This is a genomic window from Xanthomonas phaseoli pv. dieffenbachiae (assembly GCF_008639345.1).
In the GTDB taxonomy this organism is placed as follows: Bacteria; Pseudomonadota; Gammaproteobacteria; order Xanthomonadales; family Xanthomonadaceae; genus Xanthomonas; species Xanthomonas phaseoli.
Genome location: NZ_CP041380.1, coordinates 2,163,549 through 2,188,835 on the forward strand (window position 1 = coordinate 2,163,549; position 25,287 = coordinate 2,188,835).

The window sequence follows — 25,287 nt, forward strand, 5'->3', positions numbered from 1 at the left end:
GGCTCAGTAGGGCGACAGACGGGAATTGAAGAAGCGGCTCAGCCAGCCCATCGCATTGGACTGTGCAATCGCACCGCGGCCGCCGTAGGCGATGCGGGCATCGGCCACCTTGCTGGAGGGCACGGTGTTGTCCGGGGCGATGTCGGCCGCGCGCACGATGCCTTGCACCTGCACCAATTCGTCGCCCTGGGTCAGGCGGAGCTGCTTCTGCCCCTGGATCACCAGGTTGCCGTTGGGCAGGCGTTGCATCACGGTGACGGTGACGCTGCCCTGCATGCGGTTGCTCTGCGCGGTATTGCCCTTGCCGGCAAAGCTGCGGTCGCCGCTGGTGCTGTTCTCAAGCACGTTCAAGCCACCGACGGTGAGCGGCGCGCCCAGCAGGGTTGGCGCGGCCATGGTGGTGGCGTCCTTCTTGCTGATGCTGGTGTTGGCGGTGGACGAAGCGGTGGTGCTTTCGACCAGGTTGACCGTCAGCAGATCGCCGACATCGCGGGCACGGCGATCGCCGTACAGATTCAGGCTGGGGCCGGCGGCGTAGATCGCACCGGCCGTCGGCTGCGCCACCGGTGCCACCACCGGCACGATCGGTGCCATTTCGGCGAACGGACGGACATCGCCGGCGGCCACGCAGCCACCCAGCAGCGCGCTGCAGGCGATGGCGAGGCACAGGCGGGAGAGAGAAGGCAGGCGTGACATGGCGTTGATTCCTGAGAGGGCGAGGAGCGGCGAGCCGATCAGACGTTGTTGTTCAAGTAACCGAGCATCGAGTCGGTGGTGGAGATCGCCTTGGCATTCATTTCGTAGGCGCGCTGCGTCTCGATCATGCTCACCAGCTCTTCCACCGTATTGACGTTGCTGCCTTCCAGCGCGCCCTGCACGGTGGTGCCAAGGCCATTGAGGCCAGGCGTGCCGTTTTGCGCGGGGCCCGAAGCGGTGGTTTCCACGAACAGGTTTTCACCCTTGGCCTGCAGGCCCGAGGGGTTGATGAAGTCGGTCAGCGTCAGTGCGCCGATTTCCTGCGCGGCGGCCTGGCCGGCCAGCGTCACGCTGATGGTGCCGTCGTTGCCGATGGTCAGCGACTGCGCGCCTTCCGGCACCTGGATGCCCGGCTGCAGCGGGTAGCCGCTGTTGGTGACCAGTTCGCCCTGCGCGTTGATCTGGAAGGTGCCGTCGCGGGTGTAGGCGGAGGTACCGTCGGGCATCTGCACTTCGAAGAAACCGCGGCCGTTGACCATCACGTCCAGCGCGCGGCCGGTCTGCTGCTGGCTGCCCTGGTCGAAACCCTTGAAGGTGGACACCACGCGCACGCCGGTCCCCAGTTGCAGGCCGGTCGGCAGCTGCGTCTGCGCGGAGGTCGAGCCGCCGGGCGCACGCACCTGTTGGTACAACAGGTCTTCGAACGCGGCACGATCGCGCTTGAAGCCGGTGGTATTGGTATTGGCCAGGTTGTTGGAAATGACCGACATGCGCGTCTGCTGCGCATCCAGTCCGGTTTTGGCGACCCACAAAGCCTGATTCATGACCCGATTCCTCGTTAGACCCGGGGATGTGTTCCGGGTACGGGTGGGTATATGCACGTGGCGTGCCAAAGCGGTGTCGGATTTCTGCCGGGTGTGCGCCGTATCACGCCGCCTGGGTGCGCGACGACCTACTCAGGGCAGGAGGGGCGGCGGCAGGCAAGTCGCCAAGCCGCCGGCGGTTGCGTTTGCGTGGCTGATCACCTCGTGGTCGGTTGCCGGTTAGTGCAGCTGATCACTTGGCGCGAACTCGTTTGATTGCAGGCGTTGCAGGCGTTGCAGGCTCGTTGGCCACGTGTCGGCGTCAGAATCCAGGGCAGAAGCTGAGTCGGTCGAGGGCGCGGTGCCCTCACCGCTCGCGGGACACGCCGTGAACCCGTCCATGGGGGCTCCTTGGCGGCATCCATGCCGCCAAGGGTCCCGCAATCGGTGAGGGCACCGCGCCAGACAGTTGGCTGGTGGTCAACCGGAAGCAAGTCATCGCATGCATCGGGCAGTTTGCTGCTCAGGATTGCTTGCTTGGGCATTGGACATGCGATAGGCGCGATGAAGGGATAAGCGAGTGGCGGTCAACCAGCACGTCGAGCACTGCTTTCGCAAAGACACCGACCATCTTCACTGGTCCTTGCCCGCTCACCCTCCCGGGACCTTACGCGGCATGGATGCCGCGTAAGAGCCTCCATGGACGGATTCACGGCGTGTCCCGGGAGGGTGAGCGGGCAAGGGCCCTCCAGCCAGGTCACGGACTAGCCGCTCTGCAGCCATGCCGCAGACCAGTCACTCTGTAATGAAGCCCCGGATTTTTCGGTATGCCCAATGCGGGCGCCAACCACGCCTTACGGTTGGCGGCGGCGTTAGCAAAAAATTGGCGAGTTGGCCGGCGGCCTGCGCCGCGTTTAGCCACTCACCCGCAGCAGCGAATTGGCCGATTGCGCGTTGTCGTCGCCATTCTTGATGATCTTGACCTGCATTTCGAACTGCCGTTGCAGCTGGATCATTTCCACCAGCGCGCCGGCTGCGTCCACGTTGCTGCCTTCCAGCATGCCGCTGTTGATGGTCTTGCCGGTGGCCACCGCAAATGCCTGTGCCGGGTCGGTGCTGGTGTTGCGCATCAGTCCGTCGGGGCGCCGCGTCAAACGGTCGGCGGGCGCATCCACCACCTTCATCTTGCCGACGATGGCCATGGTCTGCGGGCCTTCGCCCTGCGGAATGATCGAAATACTGCCGTCGCTGCCGATCTCCATCGCCTGGTGCGGCGGGATCGTCATCGGGTTGCCGCCTTCGTCCAGCACCGCATGTCCGTTGGCGGTGACCAGCTGGCCATTGGCGGTGAGCGCCAATTCGCCGTTGCGGGTGTAGGCCTCGCTGCCGTCGGGCGACTGCACCGCCAGCCAGCGGTCCTGCTGCAGCGACACGTCCAGCGGGTTGCCGGTCACCTTCTGATGGCCCTGGCTACGATCGAAGCCCTGGTCCACATGCAGCGCATCGATCCGCGACGGATAGCCCTTGCCCTGGATCTTGAACGCCTCGGTATTGGCCAACGCAGCCTTGAATCCCACCGTATCGACGTTGGCAAGATTGTGCGACACGGTGCTCTGCGCCTGCAGGGAGGCACGGGCACCGGTCATCGCGACGTAGAGGGCTTTATCCATGGGACACCGGGAATCGGGAATGGAGAATCGGGAATCGGGAATCGGGAATCGGGAATCGGGAATCGGGAATCGCAAAAGCGGGTCGCGGGAAGCTGGGAGAGTAGGGTGCAAGGCTGGCATCTAATACACGCGATGCCAGCTCTTACGATTCCCTACTCCCGATTCCCCATTCCCGGCTTTTAACGGATATTGATGATCGTCTGCGTGACCTGATCCTGGGTCGAGATCATCTGCGAGTTGGCCTGGAAGTTGCGCTGGGCCACGATCATGTTCACCAGCTGCTCGGTCAGGTCCACCGTGGAGGCTTCCAGCGAGCCGGATTCGATCTGGCCCAGGTCCGAGGTGTCCGGCGCGCCGGTGCGGGCGGCACCGGAGGTGTAGCTCTCGGCCCACATGTTGTTGCCCTGCGACTGCAGGCCCTGCGGATTGACGAAGCTGCTCAGCGCGACCTGGCCCAGCGGCTTGTCCGCGCCATTGGAATAGCGTGCGAACACCACGCCGCTGGTGTCGATGCTGATCTCGTTGAGCTTGCCGCTGGCGTAGCCGTCCTGGCGCGTATCGCGCAGGGCGAAGGCTTCGCCGTACTGGGTGGAGCCAGTGACGTTGAGCTGCATGTTCAGCACGCCCGCGCCGGTGCTCGGGGTGAACGGGTCCATCGCGATGATGCCGTTGGCCGGGGTGGTCAGCGCGCCGGTATCGGAGAACTGCAGGGTGGTCGGGGCACCGACCGCAGCGCCGTCCACGTAGTTGTAGACCTGCCACTCGTTGGGGTTGGCGGTCTTGACGAAGTAGGAGGTCTGCACATGGCTGACGCCCAGCGAGTCGTAGACATTGATGCCGCCGGTGGAGTGGCTATAGGTCTTGTCGTCGGCCGGGTTGAACGGGGTCACCGTCGGCGCGGTGGCATTGCCGGGCAGGGTGAAGGCCAGGTTGACCGTCGAGGTGGATTTGGGCGGGCTGTCGGTGGTCAGCAACTGCAGGTCCGACAGGCGGCCCACGTCGAACCCGTTGCCGCTGGGGTTGGGCGCAAATACCTGCAGGCGTGCGCCCTGCGGGTTGACCACATAGCCGTTGGCGTCGGTCTGGAAATTGCCGGCGCGGGTATACATCTTGGCGCCGTTGGAAGAGACGGTGAAGAAGCCTTCGCCGGAGACCGCCAGGTCCAGGCTGCGTCCGGTCGGGTCGATATTGCCCTGCGAGAACTGCTGCGCCACGTTGCTGACGCGCACGCCCGAACCGACCGCATTGCGCGACAGGCCATAGCTGGTGCTCTGGAACATGTCGGCAAACTCGGCGCGCGATTCTTTGAACCCGGTCGTGTTGACGTTGGCGATGTTGTTGGAGGTGACGTTCAGATCGGCATTGGCTGCGTTGATGCCGGACAACGAGGTATTGAAGCCCATGGATGAGTTCCTTTAGATATTGGTTGCCGGCTCAGCTGACGCGGAGCACGTTGGCGAGCGGGGAAGTGCCCAGCCCGGTCAGGTTGAGATACAAACCGTCCGAGCCGATCGTGACGCTGTCCACCGGTGCCTGGACATAGGTAGACAACTTGCTTTTGGAGCCGGCGGTGTCGGTCTGGGTGGCCGTCACCCCGTATTTGCCGGCCGCCATGCGATTGCCGTTGGCGTCGGTGCCATCCCAGTCAAACGACACCTCACCGGCGGCGCTGGCCGGCACGCTGATCTGCTTGACGAAGGTGCCGTTGGCATCGGTGATTTCGAAATTGACGAAACCGGCCGAGGTCGCGGCGACCACGCCCTTGGCCGAGCCGGTGGCATCGATCGCCACCTGCGCCGAGGGCACCAGCACATTGTGGCCAACCAGTGCCGCGCCCTTGAGTACCTGGTCGCTGTTCATCGAATCGGAAAAGTTGCTGACCTTGGTATTGAGGTCGCCAATGCCCTGCACGGTGGAAAACTGCGCCAATTGCCCAAGAAACGCGCTGTTTTCCATCGGCTTGAGCGGGTCTTGATGCTGCAGCTGTTCGGTCATCAATTTGAGGAAGTCGGCCTGGCCGAGCGCTTCTTCCTTCTTGGCGACGGTGCTGCTGCTGGTCAGGCCTAGACTTTTGTAGAGATCGCTGCCGATCGTGCTCATGTGGAGTATTCCGTTGGTAAGGGTCAGCTAGGAAGGGTCAGCGACCCATGGTCAGGGTTGCGAGCGCCAGTTCCTTGGCGGTATTGAGCATTTCCACGCCTGCCTGGTAATTGCGCGAGGCGGAAATCATGTTGACCATCTGCGAAACCGGATCCACGTCGGGCGAGAACACATAGCCGTCGGCGTCAGCCAGCGGGTGGCCGGGTTCGTAGCGGCGGATCGGCGGCGCATTGGTGGTGGTGATCTCCTTGACGTTCACCGAGGTTAGGCTGGGGTCCTGGCGGCTTTGCTGGGCCTGGAAGATCGGCTCGATCGGCTTGTAGGTCGCCTCGGCCGAACCGGCGACCGAATCGGCATTGGCCAGGTTGGACGCGATGGTGCTCAGCCGCACCGACTGCGCGTGCAGGGCCGAGCCGGCCACATCGAAGATGGGAAGATTGCTCATGACTTATTGGCCCGTGATCGCGGTGAGCATCGAGCGCACCTTGGATTCGAGGAAGCTCAGCGACGCGCGGTATTCCAGCGCGGCGCGGCCGTAGGCGGCGCGTTCGGCGTCGGGATCGACGGTATTGCCGTCAAGGCTGGGCTGATCGGCTTCGCGGGTGAACTGGAAGGGGTTGAGCCCGGCACCGCCGCCGACTTCGTAATGCTTGGCGTCGGTGGTCTGCAGCAGACCGCCGTCCTGCTCGCCCTGCGCCGACTTCAGCGCCGCCTCGAAGTTCAGGTCCTTGGCCTTGTACCCAGGCGTGTCCACATTGCTCAGGTTGCTGGCAATGAGCTTCATGCGCTGCTCGCGCAGCGTCAACGCGTCGCCATGGACGCCGAGGAACGAAGAGAAGGGGCTGGACACGGTGCTCTCCCGCGAAGTGTTGCCAGGGAGGAAGCAATGTTTGTGCCAAATCGAAGTGGGGAGGAACCGCGCCGGGAGAGCACCCGGAGCAACGGAAAACGGGCTTGCCGGGCAGAGATCGCGACATAGTCGCCCGCTGGCAGCTGCAGGTATTAGCTATGCAATGTGCAGGCCGGCCAGCCTGCCTGGCAGGAATCAGGACCTAGCGAGGGGAAGCTCACGCCGCTGCAATTCCACCACCGGGCGCCTTTGTGCGGGAACAGGCGCGGGAGAGCGCCGCCTGCGTCTCAGCGACTGCACGGCCCAAAGGTGTGATCAGGCCGCTTCAGCGACCACTTTCAGGCGGGCCAGCACATAGTCGGCCAGTTCGTGGGCGCTGTACTTGGCCACGAAGGCGTTCGCGCCCACCTGCTCGACCATCGCGTTGTTGAACACGCCCGACAAAGAGGTGTGCAACAGCACGTACAGGCCTTGCAGGCCCGGGGTGCGCCGGATTTCCGTCGTCAGCGTATAGCCGTCCATTGCCGGCATTTCGATGTCGGAGATCACCATGGCGTAGCGGTCGGCCGGGTTTTCGCCCGAGGCGGCCACCTGCAGCAGATGGTCCAGCGCCTGGCGTCCGTCGGACAGCAGGGTGGCCGAAACGCCCAACTGGTCGAGCACGCTGCGGATCTGCTGGCGCGCCACCCGTGAATCGTCCACCACCAGTACCTGGAACTGGCGGTCGTAGGCCACCAGCTGCAGCGAGGGATCCAATTGCACGTCCTTGCTGACCTTGGCGATATCGGCCAGCACGCTCTCCACGTCGATGACCTGGATCAGCTCGCCCTGGAAGCGCGTCACCGCCGTCAAATAAGTGGCTTCGGCACCGAGTTCCGGCGGCGGGTGGATATCTTCCACCGCAATATTGACGATGCGCTCCACGCCACTGACCAAAAAGCCCTGGACCGAGCGGTTGAACTCGGCAACGACCAAGTAGCCGGGACCGTTGTCCGAATGCGAGTCGCGTTCCGGGTGGCCGATGGCCAGGCCCAGATCCAGCACCGGCACCGAACGCCCACGCACGTCGGCCACGCCGGCGAACTCGGTCGGCAAGCCAGGCACCTGGAACAATTCCGGCCGGCGCAGCACTTCCTGCACCTTGAAGACGTTGACGCCAAAAAGCTGGCGTCCGCCCAGCCGGAACAGCAGCAGGGCCAGTCGATTGTGGCCAGCCAGTCGCGTGCGCTGGTCGATGCGATTGAGCAGATCGTGGGTCATGGGGCAGATATCGACAGCGCCCTCGGGAAACTTGAGGGCTTTGTGGGTGGTTGGGGGCGCTGTCGGGAATGGGGAGTCGGGAATGGGGAATCGTAAAAGCGAGGGGTGGGCTTTCCGCAGCAAGCCCGAGGCGAAGGGCAGTGACTTTGCTTGCTGATAACTTTCACCTAGTAAATCGCACGGCGGCAACGAAGGCCGACCACCTCTCACGCCACCAACCGATTCCCCATTCCCGATTCCCGATTCCCGATTCGAAAACAGGCACGCCGCTTGCACTGCCTGTCCCGTCTTCCTCCGGATCTGGTCCCATGCGCCTGCTCCTGCTTGTCATCTTGTTGGCTGCCGCTCCGGCCTGGGCCCAGAGCTATCAGTCTGTCGATTCCATCCGTGCGGCGGCGCTGGCCACCGTCGGCCCGGACGCCGAGGCCGAGGCCACGCTCGATCCGGGCCTGCGCATGCCGGCTTGCCCGATCGCGCTGCAGGCGCAGCCCACCGGCACCAATACGGTGGAAGTGGCGTGCCCGCAGCCGGCCGGCTGGCGCCTGTTCGTGCCGTTGAAGGTGCGTCGCAACCAGGACGTGCTGGTCTTGCGCCGCGGCATCAGCGCTGGAGAAACCATCTCGCTGGCCGATATCAGTATCGAGAAGCGTGACGCCGCCCGCATCGTCGGCGCGGTGCTGGCCGATCCGGTGGCTGCGGTGGGCAAGACCGCCCGGCGCGTCCTGCCGGCCGGCTCACTGCTCTCTGCCAACGATCTGGTGACGCAGCGGTTGGTCCGGCGCGGCGACACCGTCCCGCTGGTCTCGCGCAATGGCGGGCTGGAGGTGCGCATGAGTGGTCGCGCCCTGTCGGACGCCGGCGAAAACGAGCGCGTGTCGGTGGAAAATTCGTCCTCGCGCCGGGTGGTGCAGGGCATCGTTGAAGCGAGCGGAACCGTTGTGGTCTCCAGGTAAAAAATTTCTATAAAGTTTTTTTTCTGGGTGCCGTTATCCCCTACGACCTGTAGAGGAGTTCCTGACATGACCCAGAAAATCGAAGGCAATCTACCGACCGCTGCCACCCTTCGCACCACGGCCACCAGCAGCAAGATCGCTTCGGCCGGCGAAGATCGCGCGTCCCCGGTTGCCGCAACCCCGCCGACCGACAGCGTCAAGTTGACCGGCGAAGCCACCAACCTGCAGAACCTGCAGCGCGAGCTTTCGCAGTCCTCGGCGATCGACACCGGTCGCGTCCAGGCGGTGAAGGATGCATTGCAGAACGGCAGCTATTCCATCAACCCGGACGCCATCGCCAGCCGCATGATGGATCTGAATCAGCAACTGGCGGGTTGATCCCCGACTGAAAGGATGAACGTGAACGAGTTCCTGCAACGTCTCAGCGATGCGCTGGCCGGCGAACGCCAGGCATTACTCGAGAACGACATCGATGGGCTGATGCGACATACGCAGGACAAGCTGTCGGCGCTGCAAGCGCTGGAAGCGGCGATGCCTGCAGGCGAAGAAAAGCGGCTGCGTGAGCTGGCCGAAGCCAATCGCGCCAATGGCGCGCTGCTGGCACGCCGGCGCCGTGAAGTGAACTGGGCGCTGCGTCACCTGGGCCGCACCGAAAGTGCGCCGTCCTACGATGCCAAGGGGCAATCGAGCGTGTTGCGCGGCGGGCGTTCGTTGGCAGTGGCCTGAGTTGCAGGCTGTCTTGCAGCGCACCGGGCTGCAGATGGCGCCGCAGGCCTGGGCGAGCAGGCAGGTGCCGTTCGTTCTGCGTCGCATCGCCGGGTAATGCACGACGACGATACGGAGCGTCAATGGTTCGGCGTATATTGAGGCATCCTCTACGCCGCCTGCTCCCGTGACCGCCAAGTTTTTTCTCAATCAAGCCTTATTGCCGTCCCCGGATATCCTGCGCGCCTTCGGCGACCAGATGATGGAGGGGCTGCTGCTGTTCCGCGCAGACGGAAAGCTGATTCTGGCCAATGCCATTGCACGCCAGAGCCTGTGCAAGGAAGACCCCACCGACGATCGCAACCTGGGCGAGCGCATCTCGCAGGTATTGCCATCGGACGCACTCAATCAAGCGCGCAGCAAGGGCAGCTGGACCGGCAGCCTGCCGGTCGCCGACCGGGTGGTCATCGCGCACCTGTATTACAACGAAGAGTGCGGGCCCGGGCATTTTCTGGCGCTGTTCCACAACATCGAAGGCCAGCAGGATTACGAGCGCGAGCTGCAACAGCGCCATGCCGAATTGCGCCAGGCCTATCTGCGCTTGAACGGGGCGCAGGACAAATTGCTGCAATCGGAAAAGATAGCCTCCATCGGCCAGCTGGCTGCAGGTGTGGCGCATGAAATCAACAATCCGATCGGTTATGTGCACTCCAATCTGGGCAGCCTGCAGGAATATCTGCGCAGCTTGTTCACCCTGATTGAAGCCTACGAGCGCGCGCTGCAGGCACCGGATCCCAAGGCGCTGATTCCGGAAATCGACGAGATCCGCAATCGCGCCGACATCGACTTCATCAGCCGCGATCTGCCGCAATTGATGGCCGAATCGCGCGAAGGCATCGAGCGGGTGACGCGCATCGTGCGCGACCTCAAGGACTTCTCGTACTCGGACCGATCCGAGTCGTGGAAGATGGTCGACCTGCATGCGGGCCTGGAATCCACCATCAACATCATCTGGAACGAGCTCAAGTACAAGGTCACACTGGAGCGCAACTACGCCGAGCTGCCGCTGGTGGAGTGCCTGCCATCCGAGCTCAACCAGGTCTACATGAACATGCTGCTCAACGCCGGCCAGGCCATCGTCGAGCGCGGCACGATCACCGTGACCACCGGTCGCGACGAAGCAGAAAACGTCTGGATCCAGTTCCAGGACAGCGGCGCCGGCATCGCCCCGGATCTGTTGCAGCGCATCTTCGACCCATTCTTCACCACCAAGCCGGTCGGCAGCGGCACCGGCTTGGGCCTGTCGATTTCCTACGGCATCATCAACAAGCACCACGGCCGCATCGACGTGGAAAGCACGCCGGGGCAGGGCGCCAGTTTCAGGATCACGCTACCGATCCGGCAGCCGCGGTAGCGCTGACGCGCTGGGAATGGGGAGTTGGGAATCGGGAATCGGTAAGGTAGCTTTTCGCTCGCTTGATCTGGCTGCGTGTCTGAGAAGCAACAACACGCGGAGGTCTGCTCTACCGATTCCCACTCCCGATTCCCTATTCCCGGCCGTTCCGCAACTCATCATGCGTGCGGAACGCCTGGCGAATATGTTCGCGCAGCTCGTCGTCGTTCCAGGGCTTGGTCAGGAATCGGTAGATCGCGCCGCGGTTGATCGCCTCGGTGACGGTGGCCAGGTCGGTGTAGCCGGACAGCACCAGGCGCACCGTGTCCGGGTAGAGCATCTTGACCCGGCCCAGGAATTCGGTGCCGCTCATGTCGCTCATGCGCTGGTCCGAAAGGATCACCTGCACATCGTTGGTGGCGAGCAGGTCGAAGGCGTCGCGCACGTTGCCGGTGGCCAGGATGCGGTAACCGTCGCGACGGAACAGGCGCACCAGCGAGCGCAGCACGTTTTCTTCGTCGTCCAGCAGCAAGAGCGTGCGGTCGGGGCGGCTTTCGGCGAACGATTCCGGGCGCAGATAGCGCCGGCGCAGTGCCATGCCGGCCGACTCGGCCGACATCGGCTCGCCGAACAGGTAGCCCTGGAAGATGTCGCAATCGTTGCGGCGCAAAAAGCCCAGCTGCGCCTGCGATTCCACGCCATTGGCAATCACCGTCATGCCGAGCTGGTGGCCCATGGCGATGATGGCGCGCGCAATCGCCGCCTCGCGGCTGCCGGCCGGTGCGCTCTTGATGAAGCTGCGGTCGATCTTGAGCCGGTCCACCGGGTAGCGCACCAGTGCGCTCAGGCTGGAATCGCCGGTGCCGAAGTTGTCCAGGCTCAGACTGATGCCTTCATTGCGCAGGTTGGCCATCGTCTCGTGGACGAAGTTGACGTTGTTGGTCAACGCGCTTTCGTTGATCTCCAGCGTGACGAACTGCGCCGGCACGCCGGCGGTCTGCAGCATCGCCATCACTTCGTTGAAGAAGCCCGGGCGCAGCAGCTGCAGCGTGGAAACATTCACTGCAATGCTGAAATCGTCGAAACCTTGGTCGCGCCACAGCCGCGCCTGGCGTACTGCGTTCTGCAATACCCATTCGCCGATCTGCACGATCACGCCCAGGCGCTCGGCGGTACGCATGAAGCGTTCCGGCACCAGCATGCCCAGGGTGGGCGATTGCCAGCGCAGCAGCGCTTCCATGCCGACGATGCGGCCATCGCGCGCGCTCACCAGCGGTTGATAGCGCAGGCGCAGCTCGCCATGCGGAATGGCATCGACGATCTGTCGCGCAATGATGCTTTCGCTATGCGCGTTGGTGGCCGAGTTGCGCGTGTACAGCCGCACCGTGTTGCCGCCTTCGCGCGCGGCCTGGTAGCTGGCTTCTTCGGCGTAATCCAGCAGCGTGGACAATGAGGTGGAATGTTCGGGACACAGGCTGATGCCGACCTTGCCGGTCATGAACAAGGTGTACGGCAGCACCGACAGCGGCAGTTCCAGTTGCTGACGGATCTCCTCGGCAAAATCTTCCGGCAGCGGAGTGTCGTCGCGACGCACTGCCACGATCACCATTTCGTCGCTGCCGTGGCGCCACAGCTTGCCGCGCGTGCCGAGAAATTCCTGCAGCCTGCGCGCCGCCAGCGTCAACGCCTGGTCGCCGACCTCGCCACTCATGTTCTCGTTGATCGAGGCGAAGTGATCGATATCGACATGGAAGATCATCAGCGGCGGGCCGCCGGAGGCGGCCGCGTCCACCAGGTGCAGCAACTCGGGATTGCCCGCGCCAAGCCGGGTGGGCTTGACGATTTCCAGTCCGGGCGGGATTACGGGGCTCCACATGACTCAACGTCCACCATCGTCGTGGACGGACTCGCCGACCGGGTGATAGGGCAGGCGCAACGTCACGCGCGTGCCTGCTCCGGGAGCCGATTCTATCGCGAGCGTGCCGCCGACGGTTTGCGCACGCTCACGCATCACGATCAGTCCCAGCCCACGCGGACCCTCCGGCTCGAAGCCATCGCCGTCATCGCTGACTTCCAGACGGAAACTATCGGCATCGATCGAATGCAGACGCAGGTGCACTTCGCCGGCGCAGGCGTGTCGCAATGCATTGGTCAGGCTTTCCTGCGCGATCCGGAAGCAGGCCTGTTCGATCTCGTTGCCCGGCCTTTCTTCAAGCGCCTGAATATCGAGCTCCAGGCGCACTTGCGAGGCACGAAACAGCATCGAGGCCTGCCAGCGCAGCGCTGCCTCCAGGCCCAGGGCATCGAGTTGTGGCGGACGCAACAGCATCGACAGGTTGCGCAGCTTGGTCACCGTGGTGTCGGCCAGCGACACGACTTCCAGCAAGTCCTCACGGCGCGCGTCCGCGTCCGGTTCATCCAGGGCCGCGTGCGCGGACAGCTTCATCGCAGTGATCGCTTGCCCGATGTCGTCATGCAGGTCGCGCGAGATGGCACGCCGCTCATCTTCCTGCAACGAAAACAGACGCTTGGCCATCGCCTGCAGTTCGGCATTGCTCTCGGCCAGGGCGTCGCGCATGCGCTCGGGTTCGCTCAGATCGCGCACCACCAGCAACTTGCAGCTGCGTCCGCCATAGCGGATGTCGCCGGCCGACAGACCTGCATAGAAGGTGCTGCCGTCGCGACGACGCATCGCGCGTGCGCTGGACACCGGCTCATTGCGGTCGCTGCCTGCGCGCAGGTATTCGCGCACCACCGGCAGGTCGGTGTCGCCCACCAGGGTCTGCAGCGGTTCTCCCAGGATGGTTTCGCCCTGAAAGCCGAACTGGGCCGAGCCGGCCGCGTTGGCGTACATCACATGCTCGTCGGCGAGAATCAGCACACCGTCGGGCAGCACGCGCACCAACTCGCGAAATTGCTCCTCGCGTTCGCGCAGCAGCCGGCGCGATTGCTCGCGTTCGCTCACATCCTGCAAGGTGCCGTGCACATGGCGCACGCCGCTGGGGCTGGTCACGCTTTCGGCGCGCAGATGCACCGTGCGCGGTTGCGAATCGCCGCCGGTCAGCGGCAGCAGCACATCGATCTGCACCTCGCCACCGGTACACATGTCTTCGATCATGCGTTCGATGCGCACCTGGGTCGCGCTGTCGGAGGCGGTCAGCAATTCTTCCAGCCGATGCTCACGACGGTGCATCGGCACGCTGCGCCCCAGCAGGCGGTAGACCGCCGGCGAATAGCGTCCCAGGCCGGTCGTGCGATCCAGTTGCCAGGAGCCCAGCCGCGCGATGCTCTGCGCCTCCTCCAGACGCTCGAGCGCCTCGTCGCGCAGATCTTGCGCCCGGCGCTCCTCGCTGCGGTCTACGGTGACGACCAGGCGGGCAGGGCCGCTGGCCAGGTGCAGCTGGTTGCTGCGCACCTCGACATGTCGCGGGCCGCTGCGCGTCATCAGGTCTTCGTTCAACACGCACGTTGCATCTCCCTTGCCACGGATCTGCGCAATGATTTCTTCCAGCCGCTCGCCATCGGCATTGGGCCAGATCGCCTGCAGCGTCTGTTGCAGGAACTCGTCGCGCTCCCAGCCGAAGAATTCCAGCGCCGCCGGATTGGCGTCGAGGATGCGCATGGTGGCCAGGTCGTAAATGAAGGCCGGGCTGGGCAGAGCCAGGAACTTGGCCTGCAGCAACGCCTCGGACTGCGCCAGCTTGGCGTACTCGTCCACGATCAAGCCGGTGAAGCGGCGCAGCACCAGGTGGATGACGATGCTGGAGAGCACCAGAAAGCTCGCGTCCGACCAGCGCTCCGGCATGGCGGCGCCGGCCAGGTTGAGCAGCCGGTTGCCCAGCAGCAGCCAGATCACGCCAACCAGCAGGTACAGGCCGGTCAGTGTCCACAGGCCTTGCTGCAGGCGCTCGGCGAGACGGAGGCAGGAGACGGGGGCAGACGAAAATGCGGGCGCGGCGACGGGCTGTTGCATGGATCCGCGGACGACCTTGAGTGCTGGCGATGCGGCCATCTTATCCGTAACTCGGGCCGGTACGGTCCAGCTCGCATCAGGCCGCTCAACTATTCGCCGGCACGGCCGTTATCCATTGCGACTCCGAAGGCCGGGGTCGATTCTTCGGAGTGTTCCAGAGTGGACTCAGGCGTCATTGCAAGCATGCTGCAGCACCCGCTGACCTCGGCGGTGGTGTTGTTGGATGCGCATGGCCAGCCTCTGGCGGCCAACCGCGTTGCGCAATCCCTCGGATTGCCGGCAACCCTTGGCGCATACGCCGATGTGTTGGAAAGCAGCCGTGCCCAACTGGCCGAGAGCGGGGGCATGGCGCCCTGCGTCTTGCCGGGCACCGGCGGCGGCCGGCTGGAAGGCTGGCTGCGTGCGGTCTGCGACGAGCACGGCCAGATCATGGCATTCACCCTGAGCATTCCCGAACCCAAGGGTGCCGATGGCACCAGTCGCTGGGAGATAGGCCTGGACAGCGCCGATCACGGTTTGTGGGATTGGGATATTCCGGCCGATGTGGTGTATCGCTCCGAGCGCTGGACACGCATGCTCGGGTATTCCGAGCAGCCGCTGCCGAACAATCTCACTGCCTTGTCCGGACTGATTCATCCGGAAGACCACGCGCATGTCAGCGCGGCGGTGCAGGCGCATCTGGAAGGCCGCACCGATACCTATGTGGCCGAATTTCGGCTACGCCAGCACGACGGCCAGTGGCGCTGGATCTTGGATCGCGGCCGCGTGGTCTCGCGCACTGCCGACGGACGTCCGTTGCGCATGGTCGGCACGCATACCGACGTGCACCATCACAAATTGCTCGAGCAGCAGCTGCGCGATCAGCAGGCACAGCTCGAAGAAGCCCAGCGCATCGCCAGCATGGGAAGCTGGAGCTGGGATTCGCATCACGATGCGCTGTGGGTGTCGCAGGATTTCCTGCAACAACTCGGCATGACCCAGGTTCGTCTGCAAGGCATCCGCGACATCCTGCGCCTGCTGACCGGGCCTTCGGTTGCGCAGCTACGCAGCGCCTGGCGCAAGATCAAGCACGAAGGCATGCCGGTGCATTTCGAACTGGAAATCAACGGCCTGCTCGGCGCCAACCCGCATCATCTGCGCGTGTGGGCACAGCCGGTGTTCGATGGCGACGGCAGCATGGTGCGCGTGCTCGGCCAGCTGCAGAACGTCACCGAACAACGCCAGACCGACGCGCTGATCCGTTGGCGCACCGAGCTGCTCAACCGCGTGTCCGCGTTGGGCAAGATCGGCGGCTGCGAGATCGAGGTCGACACCCGGCGCATGCAATGGACCGAGGAGTGCTATCGCATTCACGGCCTGCGCAAGGAAACCATCACCCTGGAGCAGGCGCTGTCGCTGTACACGCAGGATTCGCGCGACGCTTTCGAGGCGGCGCTGCTGCGTATCTCCGATGGCGGCCTGCCCGAGCAGCTGGAGCTGTGTTTCTATCGCAACTCCGGCCAGCGTGTCTGGGTGCAGGTGCTGATCGAGCTGGATCGTCGCGAGGGCTTGCCGCCGCGGTTTGTTGCCTTGTTCCGCGATATCACCCGCGAGCGCGAAGCCAACGAGCGCATCGAGCTGCTTGCCCACTACGACCGTCTGACCGGTTTGCCGAACCGCTTTTTGTTGCGCGAGCAGGCAGAAAACGCCATTCGCGAAGCGAACGAGCGCGGCCAGACATTGGCAATGCTGTTGATCGATCTGGATGGCTTCAAGAGCATCAACGATTCGTTTGGCCACGCCACCGGCGACAACCTGCTCAAGCTGGCCTCCTCGCGCCTGCATCAACATCTGCGTAATAGCGACCTGTTCGGCCGCTTCAGCGACGACGAATTCATCGTGCTGCTGCGCGATATGTCCGAGCCCGAAGATGCCGGCCACGTGGCGCGTAAATTGATTGCCGCGCTCGGCGAGCCGCTGCGCAAGGAGCATGTCACCCTCAAGCTCGGCGCCAGCATCGGCATCGCGCTGCAGGGCGAAGGGCTATCGGATTTCGACAGCCTGCTGCGCGCCGCCGATGCGGCGATGTATGCAGCCAAGGAATCTGGGCGCAATACGTACCATTACTACAGCCAGGACGTGCTGCTGCGGGCGCAGCGCCGCCTGGAGCTGGAGCATGCGCTGCAAGGCGCGCTCGAGCGCGAAGAATTCACGCTGGTCTACCAGCCGCTGGTCAACACCGTGGACGATGCATCGCCGGCCATCGAAGCGCTGATGCGCTGGAATCGCCCTGGCCACGGACCCTGCAGCCCGGTCGAATTCATCCCGATCGCCGAAGAATGCGGCGAGATCGTGCGTCTGGGCGAGTGGGTCATCGGCGAGGCGTGTCGTCAGGCCGTGGTTTGGGATCGAGCCGGGCTGCATTTCAGCCGCGTTGCGGTGAATGTGTCTGCGGTGCAATTGCGTGAACGCGGCTTTGCCGAGCGCGTGCTGGAAATCTGCCGCGACAACGGCTGGCCGCCTTCGCGCCTGGAGCTGGAGCTGACCGAATCTGCCTTGATTCGCGACTCCGATTCGCTGCGCCGCTGCTTCGAATTGTTCGAACAGAACGGCGTGCTGCTGGCGGTGGACGACTTCGGCACCGGGTTCTCGAACCTGCATTACCTCAATCGCTTCCCGGTGCAGCGCCTGAAGATCGACCGCAGCTTCGTGCAAGGCATGCTCGACGACGCCAATACGGCCGAAGTCACCCAGGCCATCGTCCATCTGGGCCACGCCCTCGGCATGCAGGTAGTCGCAGAAGGCGTGGAAACCGTGCAGGAAGACGCACTGCTGCGCCAGCAGGGCTGCGACGAAATCCAGGGCTATTTTTACTCACGCCCGCTCTCGCCGCGCGACATGGCGCAGTGGTTGCGCGAAGCCGACGCCGGCATGCGGTTGGGCGCGCGTCTGGTCATTGCCAACTGACCCAGTGTGCGGCATTGCGTGGGTTTGAGCCGCAGCAGCCGTCTTACGAGTAGCCGGTGTGTATTGCCCACTGGCTTGAAGACATCAGAGATGGCAGGCCGTCGCGGCGTTCGAACGCCGCTGATCACTTGTTAGGTCGGGCATGCCGCGCCTCGCCAGCCACAGGGCAACCTATGAGGGCGTCCACACAGACGTTGTGGCGGCATCAACGACGCTCAAGCTGACGTAAGCTGCAAGACCACCACAACGTCCCAGCGTCGAAGTTGGCGCGATGCCTCACTGCTCGCAGGACAAGCTGCGGGTCCATCGATTGAAGTTCGATGGCGACCTCCATGCCGGTCCAACGCTTCCGCACTCGGCGAGGACATCGCACCCGGGACTTGCCTGGTTGGCAAGTGAAGAGCAAAGATTGATGCACTCGCAGATCGCGCAGCGACCATCTCGATGGTCATTGCCCGCCCGCCATTGCAGGAACTCGAACGGAATGGATGCCCTGCAAGCTCTTCAGGCTGTAGTTGCATCTGTCCTGCGATGAGGCGCGCGCAAGGATCCCGCAGCCAGGCGACACATCAGCATCGCCGCAACTGACGGGTCGATTTCCACTGCTGAAATGACTTGGGTTGCTTAGGCGACAAGGACGTAGTTGGGTTTGCCCTTGTAGCGACCCAAGGCGCACGTTCGGTCACAAGAATGGCTGAGCAGACGGGCAGGGGAGAGCTCACCCTGATGCTGCGCGCGATCAGTACCGCGTACGCAGAGTATTGCGAGTCGGCACGGGGTGATGCGGAAGCACCCTGGCGGCAATGCATGTGCAAAAAGCGTCGATCTCGGGCAGTAGAAACAACCAGCGGAGCGCCTGCCGAGGCACGCCCCGCTGTACGGCGCTGGGCTTACCGCGCCGATCCGCTGACCGCGGCACCATCCAGACCCAGATCCCAGGCCACCGTGGCGAACAACAGCTCTTCTTCGCTGCATACGCGGCGCGGGTTGATCAGGGCCAGCAGCTCCGCGCGTGCGCTGTTTTCCAGCCGTTCCAGCGCGGCCGGCATGCGGACACGCCGCAGTGCAGGCCTGGCGGCATCGCTTTGCGCGATGCGCTCGGCATGTGCGGCTGCCAGCGCAGCGGCCTGCAGTGCGGCGGTAGGGGCATCGATGCTCGGGGCAACAAGTGTCATGGGCGAAACACCAGGTCGTGACGGAACGACAAATCCCCGGAAGGCCGGGGAATGTCGGAATCAGCAGCTGCGTGGCGACATCAGTCTTAGAACAACTCGACCGTGCCGGCACCCATGCCTTGCTGTGCCACCGGCTTGTGCGGCGGGCGTTCCCACTCCACGCGCATGTCGCGCAGGCGGTTGGACACCTTGGCCAGCGCGGCGACCAGGTCGCTGTCGTACACGCCGCCATTGCGATGCAGCAGTTCCTGCAGCGCCACCGCTTCGCGGTTGATCGCGGTCAGGCGGTCCAGGTGGGTGTGGATGCCGCTCAGCGTCTGCGTGGCGATGTCCTCGAACTGCAGGGCACGCACCGCTTCGGCCACGCTGCCATCGATCGAGCGTGCGCACTCGGAGATCTCGCGCATGCCATCGCCCAATGAAGCATTGATCTGGGCGACGTTCTCCAGCATAGCGGCCGATTCGTGGCGCGCCTCGCGGGAGCGGTCCATGTGGCGCGAGGCCAGCTGCGAGACCGTTTCACGCACCTTGGCGATCGATTCCTTGGAGCTGTGCGCCAGCTTGCGGATCTGCTCGTTGAAGGTGGTGGAGCGCTCGGACAGGTTGCGCACCTCGTCGGCGACCACCGCGAAGCCGCGACCGGCTTCACCGGCACGTGCTGCTTCGATGGCGGCGTTCAAGGCCAGCAGGTTGGTCTGGTCGGCGATCGACTTGACGTCTTCCAGCAGCGCGAAGATGCCGTCCAGGTGCTGCGCCATCTCATCGATGTGATGGACGGTGTTGGTGCTTTGGCCGCTCACCTGTTCCAGCGCTTCCACCAACTGCTCCATGCGGGAGCTGGCATGCTGGGCGAAGCGGGCGACGTCGACGCCGGCACTGCCGTCGTCACCGGCACGGTCGACGATGCGGGCCAGTGCCTGGCTTTGCTGACGCGATTTACGATTCATCGCTTCGAAGCTGCCACCCAGGCCGGACACGGCCTGGCGGATCAGTTCGCGGGCACGCTCGACTTCCGAGCGCGATCCGTCGACTTCGTTGCTGACGAACGTGCGCAGTTCGTTGAGCAGTTGATCCTGCTCGCGCAGGATACGGGCCTGGTCCGGATTAGGCCGGAACTGGGAATACGTCACCCAGGCAGCGAAACCCAACCAACTGAGGGTCATGGTCGCCAGGATCGCCCAGCGCACCGAAGCGGGCCAGTCGAATCCGACAGCGAAAGGAAACAGCAAGGTCAGAGCCAAAGGGGCGGCTAGACGGATGAGTGGACGTGAATACATGGGCGTTCTCGGCAGAGTCACGGTTGCTGTATCGGCACTGCCCCCGTTGTCTTTAGCGACGATCGCCACATCGCCTGGCCCGTTCAACCGCCGTTGACGCTGCTCAGCGGCCGCTAGCGCGCAGATGTAGGCGGTTTTTCGCGCCCGTTAGCGCAACGCGCGGTCTACCGCTTCGATCATTGCGCGTTTGGCGAACAGGAAATCCCACAGGCTGCCGCCCATCTGCCGCCACAGCACCGCCGAGCGCACTGCCGCCAGCAACAGCGCGCGGATCTCCGCGACCACACCCGCCTGGCCCAGGTAGTGCGGGTTGCCTTGCACCATGACCTTGGGCCGCAGGTGGCTGATGGTCTGCGCGTACAGCCCGCCGAGCGCGCTCAACACATCGGGGTGGCTGCTGTCGCCCAGTTGCTGGGCCTGGCGCGCTGCCGCGTCGATTCCGCTGGCGACAGTGGCGACGGTGCTGGCATCGCGTACGAACCGACGCTCCAGCTGCAGCACGGCCAGTGCCAGGCGCGGCAGCACTTCGTCCTGGCCCTGGTTGCGGAAGTAGTTGTGCAACAGGCGCAGGCCAGGTGCCAGCGCCGCTGCCGAGCCGTACACGGCCTCCGGCGAGGCAGCGTCCACACGGAACACGCTGTCCATGGCGGTGCGTACCGTCGCCGCTTCCGAATGCCCGGTCTCGGCGATCCGCCGCACTTGTTGCAGGGCCTGAGCAACCCCGGCAAGCGCCAGCACACGGTGATCCATGGAAGCACTCATCAAGCCACTACCTCAGAGGAAAAAGAAGATCCCGCCAACTGGCGTTCCAGCGGTGCGTCGGTCGCCGCGATGACCGCGCCGCCCAGGCATTCCTGCCCGTCGTACAGCACCAGCGACTGCCCCGGCGTCACCGCCCGTTGCGGCCGTTCGAAGCGCACCTGCACGCTGCCATCGTCCTGCACATCCACCGTGCAGGGCTCGTCGGGCTGACGGTAGCGCGTCTGCGCAGTGCAGTTGAACCGGCGTGCCGGCGGCGCCCCGGTCACCCAGTGGGCTTGTTCGGACCGGAGCCAGTGCGATTGCAGCAGCGGGCTGTCGCGGTGCTGGTCCACATACAGCACATTGCTGGCCACATCCTTGCCAACCACGTACCACGGCGCGGCCGCCCGCCCGCGCACGCCGCCGATGTTCAGCCCCTCGCGCTGGCCCAGGGTGAAGTAGAACACCCCCGGATGTTCGGCGATGCGCTGCCCCTGCGGATCGCGGATCTCGCCGGCGCGCGCGGGCAGATAGCGGCCCAGGAACTCGCGGAAATCGCGCTCGCCGATGAAACAGATGCCAGTGGAATCCTTCTTGGCATGGGTCGGCAAGCCGGCATCCTGGGCAATACGGCGCAACCTGCTTTTTTCCAGATCGCCGATCGGGAACAGGGTGGCGGCCAACTGCGTCTGCCCCAGCTGATGCAGGAAATAGCTCTGGTCCTTGCCGCGGTCGGCGCCACGCAGCAGCCGCCACCGCCCACCGCGATGCGCCACCTGCGCGTAGTGGCCGGTGGCGATGCGCTCGGCACCCAGCGCCTGTGCCGCATCCAGAAAATGCTTGAACTTCACTTCGCGATTGCACAACACGTCGGGGTTGGGCGTGCGTCCGGCCGCGTACTCGGCCAGGAAATGCTCGAACACGCCGCTCCAGTATTCGCCGGAGAAGTCGCGAAAATGAAACGGGATGCCCAGCACGCCACACACCGCCACCGCATCGCGACGGTCGTCTTCGGCGCGGCAATCGCCGCTGCCGTCGTCGGCCCAGTTCTGCATGAACAGCCCGGCGATTGGTTCGCCTTGCTGCGCCAGCTTCCACGCCGCCACGGACGAATCCACGCCGCCTGACACCCCCACCACAATGCGCGGCGTACTCATGCGATGTGCCGCACCAGGGAGAGTGGATGGCGCTGCCCGGCCAGGTAATCGGCGACCACCTCCCACACCAGCGGGCTGCGCAGGCGCTCGGTGGAGGCGCGCAGTTCGTCCGGGGTCATCCACAACGCGCGCACCACGCCGGTGTCCAGACTGCGTTCGGGGTGATGGGTCAGCGCATCGGCAACGAACGCAAAGCGCAAGAAGCACTGCCCGTTGGCCGCAACCCACTGGTAGGTCCCGATGAACTGGGTCAGGCGCACGTCCCAGCCAGTCTCCTCCAGGGTCTCGCGTACGGCGGCATCCTGCAGGCTTTCGTCCGGCTCCAGATGCCCGGCAGGCTGGTTCAGCAGCAAGCGGCCGCCGATGGCTTCTTCTACCTGCAACAAGCGTCCATCGCGCACCACGACTGTGGCCACTGTCACATCGGGATGCCAACGTTGCTCTGGTGTACTCATCGAATCTGCTCCAGCGCGGTGGGCCACCAGGGCGCCGCTCGTGCGACGTAACCGGCACTGCGGTGCCACCCCGGCACGGCTGCGCCGTCGTGAACGGTGCGCATCAGGGCATCTGCGGTCGACGACGGCGCCAGCAACTGCGCGGTCATGGGATCGGTCATCAAGGGCCAGCCAAGGAATTGGAGACAAATTGTGCGGGCCACAGCGTAAATCGTCCAATGCGCGCAAGGTTGAACCGTATAATGGCCGGATGCCTCGGAATACCTCACACGAACACGACCACGGCCTGATGGTCGAAGCCGGCAAGCCGGAAGTGGCGCCACCGCCGCGCTACCAGGTGCTGTTGCTGAACGACGACTACACCCCGATGGACTTCGTGGTGACCGTCCTGGAGCAGTTTTTCAACCTGAATCTGGAGCAAGCCACCCAGATCATGTTGCACGTCCACACCCGCGGGCGTGGCGTGTGCGGGGTCTACAGCCGTGAGGTCGCCGAGTCGAAAGTGGCCCAGGTCAACGAGTTTTCGCGCATGAACCAGCACCCGCTGCTGTGCATGATGGAACAGGCCTGAGGCGCCCGCTAGATCATTCCAGCAGCGCAACAGTGTGGCTGCGATCACGTGCTAACGCTGTCTGAACATGCCTATCCGATAGGGTTGTGGAAAATCCCAACAAAAGCCGCATATTGTTGGCAACAGCCGTTCGGAGTTACCAATGTTCAGCAAAGACCTAGAGCAAACCATCGGCCAGTGCTACAAGCGAGCACGCGAGGCGCGTCATGAGTTCATGACCGTCGAGCACCTGCTGCTCTCGCTGCTGGACAATCCTTCCGCCCAGGCCGTGCTCAAGGCCTGCGGGGCAGACCAGGTGCGCCTGCACAACGACCTGGAGCAGGCAATCGAAGCCTCGGTCTCGCGCCTGGCCGAAGACGACGGGCGCGACACGCAGCCCACCCTGGGATTCCAGCGCGTGTTGCAGCGCGCGGTCTACCACGTCCAGTCTTCGGGCAAGAAGGAAGTCACCGGTGCCAACGTGCTGGTCGCGATCTTCGGTGAGAAGGACTCGCACGCGGTGTACTTCCTGAACCAACAGGACATCACCCGCCTCGATATCGTCAATTATCTCTCGCACGGCATCGCCAAGCTGGGCGAGGACGGCGAGCAGCCGTCCGCGCCGGATGGCGAGTCCAAGAGTGAGGGCGGGGAGGGCGAGGCCAAGGGCGATGCGCTGGCCGAGTTCGCCACCAATCTCAACGATCAGGCACGCAACGGGAAGATCGACCCGCTGGTCGGCCGTAGCGACGAGATCGAGCGCACCATCCAGGTCCTGTGCCGCCGGCGCAAGAACAACCCGCTGTACGTAGGCGAGGCTGGCGTGGGCAAGACCGCGATTGCCGAGGGCCTGGCCAAGCGCATCGTCGACAACGACGTGCCGGAAGTGCTGGCCGATGCGGTGATCTACTCGCTGGATCTGGGCGCGCTGGTGGCCGGCACCAAATACCGCGGCGATTTCGAAAAGCGTCTCAAGGGCGTGCTGGCCGCGTTGAAGAAGGTGCCCAATGCGGTGCTGTTCATCGACGAGATCCACACCATCATCGGTGCCGGCTCGGCGTCGGGCGGCACCATGGACGCTTCCAACCTGATCAAGCCTGCGCTGTCGTCGGGCGAGCTGCGCTGCATCGGCTCGACCACGTTCCAGGAATATCGCGGTATTTTCGAGAAGGATCGTGCGCTGGCGCGTCGGTTCCAGAAGATCGATATCGTCGAGCCGACCGTGGGCGAGACGTTCGAGATCCTGCAGGGCCTCAAGCCCAAGTACGAGGCGCATCACGGCGTGACCTACGCCGACGACGCGCTGCAGGCGGCCGTCGACCTGTCGGTGAAGCATATCGGCGACCGCTTGCTGCCGGACAAGGCGATCGATGTGATCGACGAGGCCGGTGCGCGGCAGCGTCTGCTGCCAGAAGGCAAGCGCAAGGAACTGATCGATATCGAAGAAATCGAAACCATCGTCGCCAAGATGGCGCGGATTCCGGCCAAGCAAGTCAGCGCAACCGACAAGGATGTGCTGCAGCACCTGGAGCGCAACCTGAAGATGGTGATCTTCGGGCAGAATCCGGCGATCGAAACGCTGGCTGGCTCGATCAAGCTGGCGCGCTCGGGTCTGGCCAATCCGGAAAAGCCGATCGGCAACTTCCTGTTCGCCGGCCCTACCGGTGTCGGCAAGACCGAGGTCACCAAGCAGCTCGCGCTGCAGCTGGGCATCGAGCTGGTGCGTTTCGATATGTCCGAGTACATGGAAGCGCATTCGATCAGCCGTCTCATCGGTGCGCCCCCGGGCTATGTCGGTTTCGATCAGGGTGGCTTGCTGACCGAGAAGATCGTCAAGACACCGCACTGCGTGCTGCTGCTGGACGAGGTGGAAAAGGCGCATCCGGACATCTTCAACATCCTGTTGCAGGTCATGGACCGCGGCATCCTGACCGACACCAACGGGCGCGAGGCCAACTTCAAGAACGTGATCCTGGTGATGACGACCAATGCCGGCGCTACCCAGGCGTCGCGCCGGTCGATCGGTTTCACCAAGCAGGATCATTCCACCGATGCGATGGAGTCGATCCGTCGCGGTTTCACGCCCGAGTTCCGCAACCGTCTGGATGCGATCGTGCAGTTCCAGCCGCTGGCGTTCGACCACATCCTGCGGGTGGTGGACAAGTTCATTATCGAGCTGGAAATGCTGTTGCAGGAAAAGCACGTCTCCCTGTCGGCGACCCCGACCGCGCGCGACTGGCTGGCTCAGCACGGCTTCGATCCGCTGATGGGCGCGCGGCCGATGTCGCGGGTGATCCAGGAGAAGATCAAGCGCCCGCTCGCCGACGAACTGCTGTTCGGCAAGTTGGTGGACGGTGGCCGGGTCAACATCGACGTCAAGGACGGCGAACTGGTGGTCGAGGCGCATCCGGAACCGGAGCGTCTGCTGCCCGCGACTGTGGATTGATCGTCTTTAAGGTGTTTGGCAGGTAACGAAAAGCCGCTCGAAAGAGCGGCTTTTCTGCGTCTTCAGCGCGTATTGCAATCACGCGCCCTGGCGATGGCCCGCCTGGCGGGAATGCCTGATGGCCGACGCGTCAGTGA

At 64.1% G+C, this 25,287-nt stretch carries 23 protein-coding genes; 7 read left to right on the top strand and 16 right to left on the bottom strand.

All coding sequences use genetic code 11. The features are described 5' to 3' along the window. Positions 1-3: 3 nt before the first annotated feature. The 8 genes from flgH to FLG15_RS09920 all read right to left on the bottom strand — a co-directional run bounded on the left by flgH (position 4) and on the right by FLG15_RS09920 (position 7,379). Positions 4-696, bottom strand: coding sequence for a flagellar basal body L-ring protein FlgH (flgH, locus tag FLG15_RS09875; protein WP_017154649.1), 693 nt, complete (start codon positions 694-696; stop codon positions 4-6). Positions 697-734: 38 nt separating this feature from the next. Further along, positions 735-1,520: a flagellar basal-body rod protein FlgG gene (gene flgG, locus FLG15_RS09880; protein WP_003482961.1), complete on the bottom strand. Its 786-nt coding sequence runs from the start codon at positions 1,518-1,520 to the stop codon at positions 735-737. An 893-nt stretch (positions 1,521-2,413) separates the two neighbouring features. Beyond that, entirely contained in the window at positions 2,414-3,169 is a 756-nt protein-coding gene (gene flgF / locus FLG15_RS09890; protein ID WP_019300290.1) for a flagellar basal-body rod protein FlgF, read from the bottom strand. A gap of 179 nt (positions 3,170-3,348) precedes the next feature. Then, positions 3,349-4,572 (bottom strand): flagellar hook protein FlgE, encoded by a 1,224-nt coding sequence (gene flgE / locus FLG15_RS09900; protein WP_003482957.1) that lies wholly within the window; start codon positions 4,570-4,572, stop codon positions 3,349-3,351. 31 nt (positions 4,573-4,603) lie between these two features. Continuing rightward, positions 4,604-5,269 carry a flagellar hook assembly protein FlgD gene (locus FLG15_RS09905; protein ID WP_057679117.1) on the bottom strand — a complete coding sequence of 222 codons (666 nt, stop codon included), beginning with the start codon at positions 5,267-5,269 and terminating at the stop codon, positions 4,604-4,606. Between the two features lie 37 nt (positions 5,270-5,306). After that, on the bottom strand, positions 5,307-5,714 hold the full coding sequence (gene flgC, locus FLG15_RS09910; protein WP_005914451.1) for a flagellar basal body rod protein FlgC: 408 nt from the start codon (positions 5,712-5,714) through the stop codon (positions 5,307-5,309). A 3-nt stretch (positions 5,715-5,717) separates the two neighbouring features. Then, the gene (flgB, locus tag FLG15_RS09915) at positions 5,718-6,119 is read right to left on the bottom strand and encodes a flagellar basal body rod protein FlgB (protein ID WP_003482950.1); all 402 of its coding nucleotides are present in this window, start codon (positions 6,117-6,119) and stop codon (positions 5,718-5,720) included. Between the two features lie 315 nt (positions 6,120-6,434). Beyond that, positions 6,435-7,379, bottom strand: coding sequence for a chemotaxis protein (locus tag FLG15_RS09920; RefSeq protein WP_017154647.1), 945 nt, complete (start codon positions 7,377-7,379; stop codon positions 6,435-6,437). 308 nt (positions 7,380-7,687) lie between these two features. Between FLG15_RS09920 and flgA the strand changes: the two genes are divergently transcribed. From flgA to FLG15_RS09940, 4 genes are all read left to right on the top strand, one after another. Continuing rightward, positions 7,688-8,332 carry a flagellar basal body P-ring formation chaperone FlgA gene (gene flgA / locus FLG15_RS09925; RefSeq protein WP_008575794.1) on the top strand — a complete coding sequence of 215 codons (645 nt, stop codon included), beginning with the start codon at positions 7,688-7,690 and terminating at the stop codon, positions 8,330-8,332. A gap of 66 nt (positions 8,333-8,398) precedes the next feature. Beyond that, positions 8,399-8,710, top strand: a complete 312-nt coding sequence (gene flgM, locus FLG15_RS09930; protein ID WP_003482943.1) for a flagellar biosynthesis anti-sigma factor FlgM — start codon at positions 8,399-8,401, stop codon at positions 8,708-8,710. Positions 8,711-8,725: 15 nt separating this feature from the next. Then, positions 8,726-9,058: a flagellar protein FlgN gene (locus tag FLG15_RS09935; RefSeq protein ID WP_150145994.1), complete on the top strand. Its 333-nt coding sequence runs from the start codon at positions 8,726-8,728 to the stop codon at positions 9,056-9,058. A 166-nt stretch (positions 9,059-9,224) separates the two neighbouring features. After that, on the top strand, positions 9,225-10,451 hold the full coding sequence (locus FLG15_RS09940; protein ID WP_150145997.1) for an ATP-binding protein: 1,227 nt from the start codon (positions 9,225-9,227) through the stop codon (positions 10,449-10,451). Between the two features lie 133 nt (positions 10,452-10,584). Here the strand turns inward: FLG15_RS09940 and FLG15_RS09945 are convergent, their stop codons facing one another. Both FLG15_RS09945 and FLG15_RS09950 read right to left on the bottom strand, forming a co-directional pair. Continuing rightward, positions 10,585-12,306, bottom strand: a complete 1,722-nt coding sequence (locus tag FLG15_RS09945; RefSeq protein WP_150146000.1) for an EAL domain-containing protein — start codon at positions 12,304-12,306, stop codon at positions 10,585-10,587. A 3-nt stretch (positions 12,307-12,309) separates the two neighbouring features. Beyond that, entirely contained in the window at positions 12,310-14,442 is a 2,133-nt protein-coding gene (locus tag FLG15_RS09950) for a sensor histidine kinase (protein ID WP_039569868.1), read from the bottom strand. A 120-nt stretch (positions 14,443-14,562) separates the two neighbouring features. Between FLG15_RS09950 and FLG15_RS09955 the strand changes: the two genes are divergently transcribed. Further along, positions 14,563-17,349 carry a sensor domain-containing protein gene (locus tag FLG15_RS09955; RefSeq protein ID WP_170922329.1) on the top strand — a complete coding sequence of 929 codons (2,787 nt, stop codon included), beginning with the start codon at positions 14,563-14,565 and terminating at the stop codon, positions 17,347-17,349. Positions 17,350-18,239: 890 nt separating this feature from the next. Here FLG15_RS09955 and FLG15_RS09960 read toward each other — a convergent pair. The 6 genes from FLG15_RS09960 to FLG15_RS23410 form a co-directional block, all read right to left on the bottom strand. After that, entirely contained in the window at positions 18,240-18,524 is a 285-nt protein-coding gene (locus FLG15_RS09960; RefSeq protein ID WP_039569866.1) for a hypothetical protein, read from the bottom strand. Between the two features lie 86 nt (positions 18,525-18,610). Next, complete coding sequence (locus FLG15_RS09965) at positions 18,611-19,888, bottom strand: methyl-accepting chemotaxis protein (RefSeq protein ID WP_014090132.1); 1,278 nt, start codon at positions 19,886-19,888, stop codon at positions 18,611-18,613. A gap of 60 nt (positions 19,889-19,948) precedes the next feature. Beyond that, positions 19,949-20,563 carry a high frequency lysogenization protein HflD gene (hflD, locus tag FLG15_RS09970; protein WP_057678139.1) on the bottom strand — a complete coding sequence of 205 codons (615 nt, stop codon included), beginning with the start codon at positions 20,561-20,563 and terminating at the stop codon, positions 19,949-19,951. Then, positions 20,563-21,699 (bottom strand): tRNA 2-thiouridine(34) synthase MnmA, encoded by a 1,137-nt coding sequence (mnmA, locus tag FLG15_RS09975; RefSeq protein WP_150146003.1) that lies wholly within the window; start codon positions 21,697-21,699, stop codon positions 20,563-20,565. The genes hflD and mnmA overlap by 1 nt, the downstream gene beginning before the upstream one ends. After that, entirely contained in the window at positions 21,696-22,154 is a 459-nt protein-coding gene (locus tag FLG15_RS09980; RefSeq protein ID WP_057678137.1) for an NUDIX hydrolase, read from the bottom strand. The genes mnmA and FLG15_RS09980 overlap by 4 nt, the downstream gene beginning before the upstream one ends. Further along, complete coding sequence (locus FLG15_RS23410) at positions 22,151-22,315, bottom strand: hypothetical protein (RefSeq protein WP_209226946.1); 165 nt, start codon at positions 22,313-22,315, stop codon at positions 22,151-22,153. Before FLG15_RS23410 ends, FLG15_RS09980 begins: the two co-directional genes overlap by 4 nt. Before the next feature lie 89 nt (positions 22,316-22,404). Between FLG15_RS23410 and clpS the strand changes: the two genes are divergently transcribed. Beyond that, positions 22,405-22,725 carry an ATP-dependent Clp protease adapter ClpS gene (gene clpS, locus FLG15_RS09985; protein ID WP_057678136.1) on the top strand — a complete coding sequence of 107 codons (321 nt, stop codon included), beginning with the start codon at positions 22,405-22,407 and terminating at the stop codon, positions 22,723-22,725. 142 nt (positions 22,726-22,867) lie between these two features. Next, a complete protein-coding gene (clpA, locus tag FLG15_RS09990; RefSeq protein ID WP_039569859.1) occupies positions 22,868-25,150 on the top strand; it encodes an ATP-dependent Clp protease ATP-binding subunit ClpA in 2,283 nt (760 codons plus the stop codon). The last annotated feature ends 137 nt before the right edge of the window (positions 25,151-25,287 follow it).

Excerpts from the sequence above, each read along its gene's own strand:
- flgH (WP_017154649.1), bottom strand. The coding sequence starts at position 696 with ATGTCACGCCTGCCTTCTCTCTCCCGCCTGTGCCTCGCCATCGCCTGC.
- flgG (WP_003482961.1), bottom strand. The coding sequence starts at position 1,520 with ATGAATCAGGCTTTGTGGGTCGCCAAAACCGGACTGGATGCGCAGCAG.
- flgF (WP_019300290.1), bottom strand. The coding sequence starts at position 3,169 with ATGGATAAAGCCCTCTACGTCGCGATGACCGGTGCCCGTGCCTCCCTG.
- flgE (WP_003482957.1), bottom strand. The coding sequence starts at position 4,572 with ATGGGCTTCAATACCTCGTTGTCCGGCATCAACGCAGCCAATGCCGAT.
- FLG15_RS09905 (WP_057679117.1), bottom strand. The coding sequence starts at position 5,269 with ATGAGCACGATCGGCAGCGATCTCTACAAAAGTCTAGGCCTGACCAGC.
- flgC (WP_005914451.1), bottom strand. The coding sequence starts at position 5,714 with ATGAGCAATCTTCCCATCTTCGATGTGGCCGGCTCGGCCCTGCACGCG.
- FLG15_RS09920 (WP_017154647.1), bottom strand. The coding sequence starts at position 7,379 with ATGACCCACGATCTGCTCAATCGCATCGACCAGCGCACGCGACTGGCT.
- flgA (WP_008575794.1), top strand. The coding sequence starts at position 7,688 with ATGCGCCTGCTCCTGCTTGTCATCTTGTTGGCTGCCGCTCCGGCCTGG.
- flgM (WP_003482943.1), top strand. The coding sequence starts at position 8,399 with ATGACCCAGAAAATCGAAGGCAATCTACCGACCGCTGCCACCCTTCGC.
- FLG15_RS09935 (WP_150145994.1), top strand. The coding sequence starts at position 8,726 with ATGAACGTGAACGAGTTCCTGCAACGTCTCAGCGATGCGCTGGCCGGC.
- FLG15_RS09945 (WP_150146000.1), bottom strand. The coding sequence starts at position 12,306 with ATGTGGAGCCCCGTAATCCCGCCCGGACTGGAAATCGTCAAGCCCACC.
- FLG15_RS09950 (WP_039569868.1), bottom strand. The coding sequence starts at position 14,442 with ATGGCCGCATCGCCAGCACTCAAGGTCGTCCGCGGATCCATGCAACAG.
- FLG15_RS09960 (WP_039569866.1), bottom strand. The coding sequence starts at position 18,524 with ATGACACTTGTTGCCCCGAGCATCGATGCCCCTACCGCCGCACTGCAG.
- hflD (WP_057678139.1), bottom strand. The coding sequence starts at position 20,563 with ATGAGTGCTTCCATGGATCACCGTGTGCTGGCGCTTGCCGGGGTTGCT.
- mnmA (WP_150146003.1), bottom strand. The coding sequence starts at position 21,699 with ATGAGTACGCCGCGCATTGTGGTGGGGGTGTCAGGCGGCGTGGATTCG.
- FLG15_RS09980 (WP_057678137.1), bottom strand. The coding sequence starts at position 22,154 with ATGAGTACACCAGAGCAACGTTGGCATCCCGATGTGACAGTGGCCACA.
- FLG15_RS23410 (WP_209226946.1), bottom strand. The coding sequence starts at position 22,315 with ATGACCGATCCCATGACCGCGCAGTTGCTGGCGCCGTCGTCGACCGCA.
- clpS (WP_057678136.1), top strand. The coding sequence starts at position 22,405 with ATGCCTCGGAATACCTCACACGAACACGACCACGGCCTGATGGTCGAA.
- clpA (WP_039569859.1), top strand. The coding sequence starts at position 22,868 with ATGTTCAGCAAAGACCTAGAGCAAACCATCGGCCAGTGCTACAAGCGA.